9 protein-coding genes are annotated in these 10,210 nt (G+C 71.7%); 5 read left to right on the top strand and 4 right to left on the bottom strand.

The features are described from left to right. Positions 1–98 precede the first annotated feature (98 nt). Positions 99–953, bottom strand: a complete 855-nt coding sequence (locus AC08OX_RS10250) for a maleylpyruvate isomerase family mycothiol-dependent enzyme (RefSeq protein ID WP_476607594.1) — start codon at positions 951–953, stop codon at positions 99–101. Between the two features lie 224 nt (positions 954–1,177). Here AC08OX_RS10250 and AC08OX_RS10245 point away from each other — a divergent pair, with 224 nt between their 5' ends. Next, the gene (locus AC08OX_RS10245; RefSeq protein WP_476607593.1) at positions 1,178–1,525 is read left to right on the top strand and encodes a molybdopterin oxidoreductase; all 348 of its coding nucleotides are present in this window, start codon (positions 1,178–1,180) and stop codon (positions 1,523–1,525) included. 80 nt (positions 1,526–1,605) lie between these two features. Here the strand turns inward: AC08OX_RS10245 and AC08OX_RS10240 are convergent, their stop codons facing one another. Further along, positions 1,606–1,752: a DLW-39 family protein gene (locus tag AC08OX_RS10240; protein ID WP_035729042.1), complete on the bottom strand. Its 147-nt coding sequence runs from the start codon at positions 1,750–1,752 to the stop codon at positions 1,606–1,608. Between the two features lie 101 nt (positions 1,753–1,853). Continuing rightward, on the bottom strand, positions 1,854–2,645 hold the full coding sequence (locus tag AC08OX_RS10235) for a nuclease-related domain-containing protein (RefSeq protein WP_476607592.1): 792 nt from the start codon (positions 2,643–2,645) through the stop codon (positions 1,854–1,856). Positions 2,646–3,021: 376 nt separating this feature from the next. Here AC08OX_RS10235 and egtA point away from each other — a divergent pair, with 376 nt between their 5' ends. From egtA to egtD, 4 genes are read left to right on the top strand one after another with little or no spacing between them, the layout of a single operon-like run. Further along, on the top strand, positions 3,022–4,506 hold the full coding sequence (gene egtA / locus AC08OX_RS10230; RefSeq protein WP_476607591.1) for an ergothioneine biosynthesis glutamate--cysteine ligase EgtA: 1,485 nt from the start codon (positions 3,022–3,024) through the stop codon (positions 4,504–4,506). Continuing rightward, positions 4,488–5,942 (top strand): ergothioneine biosynthesis protein EgtB, encoded by a 1,455-nt coding sequence (gene egtB, locus AC08OX_RS10225; RefSeq protein ID WP_476607590.1) that lies wholly within the window; start codon positions 4,488–4,490, stop codon positions 5,940–5,942. Before egtA ends, egtB begins: the two co-directional genes overlap by 19 nt. Positions 5,943–5,972: 30 nt before the next feature. Then, on the top strand, positions 5,973–6,710 hold the full coding sequence (gene egtC, locus AC08OX_RS10220; protein ID WP_476607589.1) for an ergothioneine biosynthesis protein EgtC: 738 nt from the start codon (positions 5,973–5,975) through the stop codon (positions 6,708–6,710). Between the two features lie 43 nt (positions 6,711–6,753). Continuing rightward, the gene (egtD, locus tag AC08OX_RS10215) at positions 6,754–7,833 is read left to right on the top strand and encodes an L-histidine N(alpha)-methyltransferase (protein WP_476607588.1); all 1,080 of its coding nucleotides are present in this window, start codon (positions 6,754–6,756) and stop codon (positions 7,831–7,833) included. Positions 7,834–7,923: 90 nt separating this feature from the next. Here the strand turns inward: egtD and ilvD are convergent, their stop codons facing one another. Further along, positions 7,924–9,777, bottom strand: coding sequence for a dihydroxy-acid dehydratase (gene ilvD / locus AC08OX_RS10210; protein ID WP_476607595.1), 1,854 nt, complete (start codon positions 9,775–9,777; stop codon positions 7,924–7,926). Positions 9,778–10,210: the final 433 nt, after the last annotated feature.

Below are 10,210 nucleotides of genomic sequence, written 5' to 3'. Positions count from 1 at the left end.
AGCCGGAAACCTCAGAAGAAGCCCGCCCCGTCGCGGGTCCTGCCGGCCCCCGGCCCGGGACACCGAGCGGCCGGCCGGTCAGTCCGAGAAAGCGCCGGTCAGGCCCAGGGGGCGAGGGTGGGCCAGTCCGGCCGGCCCGGGTCCCGGCCGGCGAGCCAGCGCAGCGTCGGCCTGGTAGGCGCGTCGACGACCACGCGCCGCTGCCCGCGACCGACGGCGGTCGACGGCCGGTCCCCCGGCGCCAGCACGACGGTGATCTCCGGGGGTACTCGGGCCGGCAGCCCGCGCAGGGTCCACTCCCATTCGGCCTGGACGTAGGCCGGGCCCAGGTCCGCCCAGCCGGGACCGCCGAGATCGGCAAGATCGAGGTCGACGAGGTGTATCTCGGTCTCCCGCCAGCGGAGGAAGACCAGATCGGCAAGGGTCATCAGGCCATAGGTGGCGGTGTGCCCGAGACCCGTGCGCCAGACGTCGACCTGCACGCCGTCCCAGGCCCGCTCCAGCCGGGTCACCGCGGCCACCAGGTCGTCGCGGACGTGCGCGGCGGGCAGATCGCGACCGGCGGCGATGCCGTCCTCCCGCTGCCGCGCGCCCCCGGGGTACTGGGCCCGGATCCCACCGGCCCGGGCGGCTTCGACCATGCCGGTGTGACCGTCCGCGTTGCGGGCCAGGTGAGTGAGCAGGTGACCGACCGTCCAGCCCGGCAGGCCCGACGGACGGCGCACGACGACGTCGTCCAGCCTGCCGGCCACCTCCAGCAGACGCCGATGGGCCGCCGCGCATCCGGCGAGCCGATCGTGCGGAACCACCGAGGGGAGGTAGGAGGGACCGGACGGCGGCGACGTGTCGATGCTCGACTCCTGGGCGATGCTCACGCCCGCCCCGGGGCCGGCATCGGCTCCCGCGCCGGGAACGAGGGCGTCGGACGGTCGAGACGAGGTCGGGGTGGTCATGGTTCTACGGTGCCTCCCCACGCCACCACACGCCAGGTCAAGCCTCCTGCCAGCGTCTTTACCCGCAGATTCCTTATAGTCGGCACACTCCACGCTCAAGATCTAGGTCGCGCCCGACGCTCCCTCGATGGCCGACGTAACGCGGTGGAAACAGCTCCGAGCGAAAATACCCCGAGGAAGATACGGAAAGTATGCACACGGATACCCGACGGAAGGATGAGCGGATGTTCACGACTCCTCGCTTCCTGCAGGGCATTGTCCCCTTCGAGGGCAAAGGTCTGGATGTTCCGATTTCGCTTGGCTCGTCGTTCAGCTACGTCGTCCCAGGCGGCATCACCGCCCAGCCGCTCTACTTTCGGGGCGGTAACTCGACGGACGAGCTGATCTGCCCGATCCTCCTGCGGAACGGGATTCCCATGCGCTTCTTCCCGATCGGAGCGCGGGGTTCAATCCACGTGCCGCTGCGCGTCGTCGAGGATTTGGTACCGGAGACGCACATCGAGCTGCACCTCGCCGCCCCGGCCGGGCTGGTCGGCACCCTGGTCGTCGACGTGGGCCTAGTCGAGCTCTGAGGCCCTGAGCTGGAAGCTTTGACGGGCTGACACCTCGGGCCACCTCGGGCCGGGGTGGCAGCCCGGCCTTGCCGCGGACCTCAGCGCCCGCCGGCCGGGGCGCCCGCCGCGGAGGTCGCCTCCCGCCAGAGGTCGATCTCCTCCTTGCCCCTGCCGCGGCGCCGGACGGCGGTCAGCGCGGCTCCGGCGCTCGCCAGTAGAGCCAGCACGGTCACCTTGCGAACCATCTCGTCTCCTTCGTAGGCCACCTTCACCCAACGGTATCCCGCCCGCCGGCAACGTGGCCGGACCGGGTCGCATCGTCCTGATCAACGTCACTGCGAGCCGATCAACGCCGCAGCAGGCCACGCAGCCGGGATCGGGCCGGCCAGGACGGCGGGGGTCCCGACACCGCATAGGCCGGGAACACCCGCCCGGCCACGTCGACCAGCATTGCCACGTCGATGGGCCGAAGCACGACCCCGGCGGAGAGCACGTAGTCGGCCACCCCGGTGGTGGGCAGCAACAGCACGCCCTCGACGAGGGCCAAGCCGGCGGGAAGATCCGCGCGGGCGAAGGCTACGACCGGCTGGACCTCCAGCTGCCAGCCCGCCGGCAGTTCCGCGAGGAGCTGCGCGGTGGCCTCCTCGCCCATCCACGCGACCAGCCCCAGCATCGCCCGCAATGGAACCTTGCCGGCCCAGACCCCGGCGGTGTTCTGGCGGATCGGTCCCGGATGGGCGTCGGTCTCGATCACCCAGGCCCCGGATGGCCCGATGACGAGATGGTCGATATTGCCGGCCGAGTCGGCCAGCGCACGGTCGTGCAGGACGGTGTAGCCGGCCCGGGCCAGACGGTCCAACGCCCGTGCGGTGCTGCGTTCGGCCTCCGCGTCCTCGCGCCAGGCCTCGATCTCCGGCGGGGACCGGAGAAACCGGGTCGCCGCGACGAGGACCACCACGACGGCCGAGATGATCGCGAGCTGCACGGCCACGAGCGCGGGCAGCCCGACCAGGAGGATGACCACGGCGACGACGAGGGTGACGGCACCCGCCGTGGCCCCGGCGACGGCCATCGCCCGCCGTTTATGATCGCTGCGCTCGGCGACGTAGAGCTGCTTGCGCCGCAGGTACTCGGCCATGGCCGAACGTCCCGCTGACTGCCGATCGGACACGTCCGCGGTCACCACCTCCCGGCGCCGTCACGACGCCGTTGCGCTCGGCGTTGTCTCCGGGTCCGGAACCGGCTCCGCTGTCAGTCAATCACGGCGCGCTGCCGACTCCCGGTCCGTCCCGGTCACCATTCCATCGAATACACAACAGCGACAGGGTCAAAGGCGTGGAATATGCGAGGGAGAAGCACGTTGAAAACACATCTATACCACCCATCGGCGAGACGGCCGAGGCGACACCGGGTACGGCGGCCGGGTAGGGGGCCGGCGGCGCAGGGGAGAACCCACCGGAGGCCGCCGTCGGGCGCGGTGTCGAACAGTTGCAGTGCCGGAGAGGAGCCACAGGATGCCACGCCACGTGACACCCGAGGGGATCCGGAATGACGAGCCGCAGCCACCACACCCTCACTCACAGCCGCAGCGGCGGGCGATCGACACCGACCAGGTATGGGCCTTCGCGGCCGGCTGCGTCACGCCGGTCCACGGGACAGGCGATGAGGCGGCCTACGGGAACGACCGCGGGAACGACCGCAAGGACACCCGGGGGAACGGCGGCCCGACGGTACCGGGAAGATGCGTCGGCATCGAGACGGAGTGGTTGATCGTCGACACGCAGGCAGTCCACTGTCTGATCCCGCCGGCCCGCACGCTGGCGTCCCTCGCCCGGATTCCCGGGACCACCCCGGGTCCCGGCGGGCCGGTCCTGCCCGGGGGCAGCCGCATCACCTTCGAGCCCGGCGGCCAGCTGGAGCTGTCCGGGCCGCCGGCCGAGCTCACCGCGGCCGTGCGGGCGAGCTCCGCCGATCTGAACCTGGTCCGCTCCGCCCTGGCGGTCGACGGCCTGGCCCTCGTCGGCATGGGGGTCGATCCCCTGCGCGTCGGGATGCGGCAGACCAGCGCGTCCCGGTACGCGGCGATGGAGGAGCATTTCCGGACCGGGGGCGGGGCGTCCGGCACGGTGATGATGTACTCGACCGCCTCCGTCCAGGTCAACCTGGACCTCGGCGGCTCGCCTGCCGAGGCGGCGCGGCGGTTCCAACTCGTCCACGCTCTCGGCCCGGTCCTCACCGCCCTGTTCGCCGCCTCACCCGCGTACGCCGGCCGCCGGACCGGATGGCGGTCGACCCGCCAGGCGGTGTGGGACGGCATCGACGCGAGCCGAACCCGGCCCGTCGCGGCCGCTCTCACGGCCCCGGGGTCCGGCGACACCGAGCCCGATCTCGTCGACCTGTGGGCGCGGTACCTGCTCGACGCCAAGCTGATGATGGTCGAGAATCCCGCCGGGGCCGGCAACCCCGAAGACGATCATCATTTCATCCCGGTCCGGGACGACTCAACCTTCGGGGACTGGCTCGCCGGCCGCGGCCCGGTCACCCGTCCCCCGACCCCCGAGGATCTCTCCTACCATGCGACCACGGTGTTCCCCCCGGTCCGACCGCGTGGCTGGTGGGAACTGCGCTACCTCGACGCGCAGCCGGGTGACGGCTGGCAGGCTGCCGTCGCGATGCCGACGGTACTGCTTGACGACCCGGTCGCCGCGGACGGAGCGTTCGAGGCGTGCCTGGCCGTCGCGCATCGCTGGCCGGCCGCGGCGATGCTCGGCATGGCCGACGAGCCCCTGCGACGCGCGGCGGTGCGCTGCGTCGACCTGGCCGTGAGCGCCCTGCGCCGCGGCGGCGCGACCGATCTCGCCGAGACGGTCGAGTCGTTCGCCGGACGCTACCTCGACCGCGGCCGATGTCCGGCCGACGAACTGACCGAACGACTTCTCGCGATCGGCCCGGCCGGTCTGCTGCGTGAGGAGGCCCACCGGTGCGTCTCACTCGTCTGACCCGGTCCCCGGCATCCCCAGCCGCCCAGGCCGACCGGGAGACCGCCGCCGACCAGGAGACCGCCGCCGACCGGGATACGAAGCCGATCACCGCCGACACCGTCGCCGACGCCCTGCGGACCGCACGCCAGCGTTCACTCACGTACACCGACATCGCCGCGGAGGATCTCCTCCGCCAGCACTCGCCGCTGATGTCCCCGCTGGTCTGGGACCTCGCCCACGTCGGCAACTACGAGGATCTCTGGCTGGTGCGCGCGCTGGCCGGCGGCACCGGGACGCGGCCGGGGCTCGACGACATCTACGACGCGTTCCGGCACAGCCGCGCGAGCCGCAGCCGGCTGGCCCTGCTCGGCCCCGCCGAGACCAGGGCGTACCTGCACGAGGTCCGCGGCCGCACTCTCGACCTCCTCGACCGGTTCGGACCCGACCGGTTCGGACCGATGGCTGGCGCAGGCGCGGAAACCACTGCCGTACCGGAGCGGGAACGGCTGCTCGCCGACGGCTTCGTCTACGGCATGGTCGTGCAGCACGAGCACATGCACGACGAGACAATGCTCGCCACGCACCAGCTCCGCCAGGGACCGCCGGTACTTGCTCCCGGCGCGGCGCCACCGCCCGGCCGCCGGGTGCCGCGGCCGGAGGTCCTCGTGCCGGGCGGCGAGTTCACCCTCGGCACCAGTATCCATCCCTGGGCCTTCGACAACGAGGGTCCCGCCCACCGCGTCCACCTCCCCGCGTTCTGGATCGACACCCTCCCCGTCTCCAACCGGGCGCAGGTCGCCTTCATCGACGCCGGCGGATACGACGACGAGCGGCTCTGGTCGGCGGCGGGATGGGAATGGCGCCAGACGGAGGGCCTGAGCGCGCCCGCGTTCTGGTGGCGCGAGGGCGGCACCTGGCTGCGCCGCCGGTTCGGCCGGGTCGAGCCGGTTCCCCTCGACGAGCCGGTCCAGCACGTGTGCTGGTACGAGGCCGAGGCGCATGCCCGCTGGGCCGGCAGGCGGCTGCCGACCGAGGCCGAGTGGGAGAAGGCCGCCGCCTACGACCCGGTCACCGGACGTTCACGGCGGTATCCGTGGGGAGACACCGATCCGACTCCGGAGCGTGCCAATCTGGGCAACTGGACGAGCGGCCCGGCCCCGCTGGGGGCCTATCCCGCGGGCGCGAGTCCCTGCGGAGCCGAACAGATGATCGGGGACGTCTGGGAATGGACGGCGAGCGGGTTCACGCCGTACCCGGGCTTCGCGTCTTATCCCTACCGGGAGTACAGCGAGGTCTTCTTCCCGAAGGCCGGGCGGGAGTCGTCCTTCCGCGTCCTGCGCGGGGGCAGCTGGGCGACGGACGCCGTCGCCGTCCGCGCCACGTTCCGGAACTGGGATTACCCGATCCGCCGGCAGATCTTCGCCGGATTCCGGCTGGCCCGCGACGCCGGGTGACGAACGAGCACGCGTGCGAAGGAGACCTCGGTGTGCCGGCACCTCGCCTGGATCGGAACGCCACGGACCCTGGCGGGGCTGACCCTGGAGCGTCCGTACAGCCTGCTGCGCCAGTCGTGGTCGCCGAGGCGGATGCGCCACGGCACGGTGAACGCCGACGGGTTCGGAGTCGGCTGGTACGCCCCGGCGCTGCGGGCGGCGCCGGCCCGGTTCCGCCGGGCCGTGCCGATGTGGACGGACGCCTCGTACGCCTCGATCGCCGGCGCGGTCGCCTCCGGCTGCGTGCTGGCTGCCGTGCGTAGCGCCACCGTCGGCATGCCGATCGAAGAGAGCGCGACGGCTCCCTTCACCGACGGCCACCGGCTGCTCAGCCACAACGGCCGGGTCGACCCGGTGGCCGTCCGGCGGATGCTGCGCGACCGGCCCGGCGCTCCGGTCCCGGACTCGACGTGCGACTCCGCGCTGCTCGCCTCGCTGGTGTGGGAGCACGCCGGGAAGCGTCCGCTCGCCGAGGCGGTCGCCGAGGTCGTGCTGTCGCTGGACGCGGCGGGTTCGGGCGAGCGGGCCCGGCTGAACCTGCTGGTGGTGGATGGAACCCAGATCGTGGCGACCGCCTGGCGGGACAGCCTGTCATACCGGAGGGAGAAGGATGGAATCCTGGTCGCAAGCGAACCAGACGATGACGAACCGGGCTGGGTGGACGTTCCGGACCATCACCTCCTGGTAGCCGACACACACCAAGTCACTCTTCGTAACATGATCTCCTAGATCAGTTACCGTGGGTTGCACCACGTTGATGGAGGGTACATCCATGACACCAAGGACTCCGACAACCACCCGAGCGGATGATGCCGTCCCCGAGGGGACGGGCGCGAACGGCACGGCGGAGATCCCGTTCCCGGGCCTCTCCGTCGACCGCCACCTGCACGAGTCGGATCGCGCCGTCACGCTGGCCCGCGACGTGCTCGCCGGCCTCACCGCGAGCCCCCGCGAGCTGCCGCCGAAGTGGTTCTACGACACCACCGGCGGCATGCTGTTCGACAAGATCACCCGGTTGGCGGAGTACTACCCGACCCGGCGGGAACGGGCCATCCTGGTCAGTTACGCCGACGAGATCGCGGCTGCCTGTCCGGCCGACACCCTCGTCGAGCTGGGATCGGGAACCTCCGACAAGACCAGGCTGCTGCTCGACGCACTGCGGGCGGCCGGCAACCTCCGCCGTTTCATCCCCTTCGATGTCGACGAGGCGGCCCTGGTGCGGGCAGGTCGCGGAATCCTCACCACCTACCCGGGGCTCTCCGTGGCGGCCGTGGTCGGGGACTTCGAACGGCATCTGCACCAGTTGCCCCGAGGTGGCCATCGGCTGCTCGCCTTCCTCGGCGGCACGGTCGGCAATCTGCGCCCTGCGCAGCGGCAGAACCTCCTCCGTACGCTGCGCGAGCAGGCCGGGAGCTCCGACGCCCTGCTGCTGGGAACGGACCTCGTCAAGGACGTCGACCGCCTCGTCGCCGCGTACGACGACGGTGCCGGGGTCACCGCCGCTTTCAACCGTAATGTGCTGACGGTGATCAACCGGGAGCTCGGGGGCGACTTCGACATCCGCGGATTCGCGCATGTGGCGGTCTGGAACGCCGAGAACTCCTGGATCGAGATGCGGCTACGTTCCGTTCGGGAGCAGCGCGTCTCGATCGCGACCCTCGCCGTCACGGCCGATTTCCAACCGGGCGAGGAGATCCTCACCGAGATCAGCGCCAAGTTCACCCTGGACGGCATCGCCTCGGAGCTTGCGCTGGCGGGCTGGGCGGTGGCGCGGCAGTGGACGGATCCCGATGGGGATTTTGCCGTGACGCTCGCGACGCCGTCGTCCGCCCCCTCCGCCGTCCCGGTCTGAGCCAGGCCCGGTCCGAACCCGTCCCGGTCCGAACCCGTCCCGGTCTGAGCCAGGCCCGGTCCGAGCCGGGCCCGCCCGGACGCCGCCTCATCAGCCGCCGAGCAGACCGACGTCGCGCGCGGCACCGGTGGAGGCCGAGGTCGCCATCGCCGCATAGGCCCGCAGCGCCATGGACACCGGCCGTTCCCGCCCGGTGGGACGGTAGCCGCCGGCCGCCTCCAGCGCCGCGCGTCGGCTCGCCAGCTCCTCGTCGGAGACCACGAGCTCCAGCCGGCGGGCCGGGATGTCGATCTCGATGATGTCCCCGTCGCGGACCAGGGCGATCCTCCCGCCGTGGGCCGCCTCCGGGGAGACGTGACCGATCGACAGTCCGGAGCTCCCGCCGGAGAACCGGCCGTCGGTGATCAGGGCGCACTTCGGGCCGAGACCGCGGCCCTTGAGGAACGCGGTGGGGTAGAGCATCTCCTGCATCCCCGGACCGCCGCGAGGGCCCTCGTAGCGGACGATGATCACATTCCCGGCCTTGACCCGCCCGGTGAGGATGGTGTCGACCGCTTCTTCCTGGCTCTCGACCACGAGCGCCGGGCCGCGGAAGGTCCACTGGCCCTCGTCCACACCGGCCGTCTTCACGACGGCGCCCTCGACGGCCAGGTTGCCGAACAGCACCGCGAGCCCACCCTCGGCGGAGTAGGCGTGCTCGACCGAACGGATGCAACCGTCCCTGGCGTCGGTGTCGAGGGTGTCCCACCGATTGGTGGAGCTGAACGGCTCGATCGTGCGCACGCCACCCGGCGCCGCGTGGAACAGCTCGATCGCGTCCGGCGAGGGGCTCGGGCCGCGGACGTCCCAGCGGTCGAGGAACTCGCGCAGGCTCGCGGAGTGCACCGTGTGCGGGTCCGGGTCGAGCAGCCCGGCCCGGTCGAGCTCGCCGAGGATCGCGGGGATGCCGCCCGCCCGGTGGACGTCCTCCATGTAGTAACGGGTGGAGCTCGGCGCCACCTTGCACAGGCAGGGGACGGTGCGGGAGATCTGGTCGATGTCGGCGAGGGTGACGTCAACGCCGGCCTCGACGGCGGCGGCCAACAGATGCAGCACGGTGTTCGTCGAACCGCCCATTGCCACATCGACCGCGAAGGCGTTACGGAAGGCGGCGGCGGTCGCGATCGACCGGGGCAGGACCGCCTCGTCGTCCTTCTCGTAATAGCGCCGCGCCAGGTCGACCACGAGGCGCCCGGCCTCGACGAACAGCTCACGGCGGGCGGCGGCGGTGGCCAGGGTCGACCCGTTGCCGGGCAGAGACAGCCCGATCGCCTCGGTCAGGCAGTTCATCGAGTTCGCCGTGAACATGCCGGAGCAGGATCCACACGTCGGGCAGGCCGAACGCTCGATCGTCGACAGGTCGCCGTCCGAGACGTCCGGGTTGACCGCCGCCGACATCGCGGTGATGAGGTCCAGCCTGGACCGAGCCGTGCCGCCGGAGATGACCGCGTTGCCCGACTCCATCGCTCCACCGGAGACGAACACGGTCGGGATGTTCAGCCGCAGTGCCGCGAGCAACATCCCCGGGGTGATCTTGTCGCAGTTGGAGATGCAGACCAGGGCGTCGGCGCAGTGGGCGTTCACCATGTACTCGACACTGTCGGCGATGAGCTCGCGGGACGGCAGCGAGTAGAGCATCCCGCCATGCCCCATCGCGATGCCGTCGTCCACGGCAATGGTGTTGAACTCGCGCGCCACCCCACCGGCCTCGGCCACCGCCCCGGCCACCAGCGAGCCAAGGTTACGCAAGTGCACATGCCCCGGGACGAACTCGGTGAAGCTGTTAGCCACGGCGACGATCGGCTTGCCAAAGTCGTCGTCGGTCATCCCGGTCGCGCGCCACAGGGCGCGGGCGCCGGCCATGTTCCGGCCGTGGGTGGTGGTGCGGGAGCGCAGGGCGGGCATCTCGACCTCGAAGATCAATCCAGTGGCACTGCTGGCGGGGACCGCCGGCACTGACAGACGATGACACGACGGTACGCCACCGCACGGACGGGTCCAGCCTACCGTGTCGCGCCGGCCGGCCGGGCTGCGAACGACGAGCGACGGAATCAGGCGCCAGAGACCAGGAACCGGACCAGAAATCAAGAACCCGCGATCAGGAATCAGGGTCCGCCTCGGCCGGTGGCGGGGACGGGGGCGCGCCGGGTGGTAGGCCCCCCGGTCTGGGCCCACTGGGCGGAACGGCCCAGGGGTAGCCGGCGATCCGCCGACCGGCCCCGCGACCGCCGTCCGGTGCCGCCCGATGACCCGCGGGCCCCGGCTGATGCCCCGGCTGACCGGGGCGACCGGGATCACCCGCCCCACCCGGACCGTCTTCTCCCCCGCCCGGGCGGGG

Source organism: Frankia sp. CoBUL1 (assembly GCF_978021245.1).
Note: the sequence above shows the minus strand (reverse complement) of the source record. Positions and strands in the feature narration are given on the sequence as shown.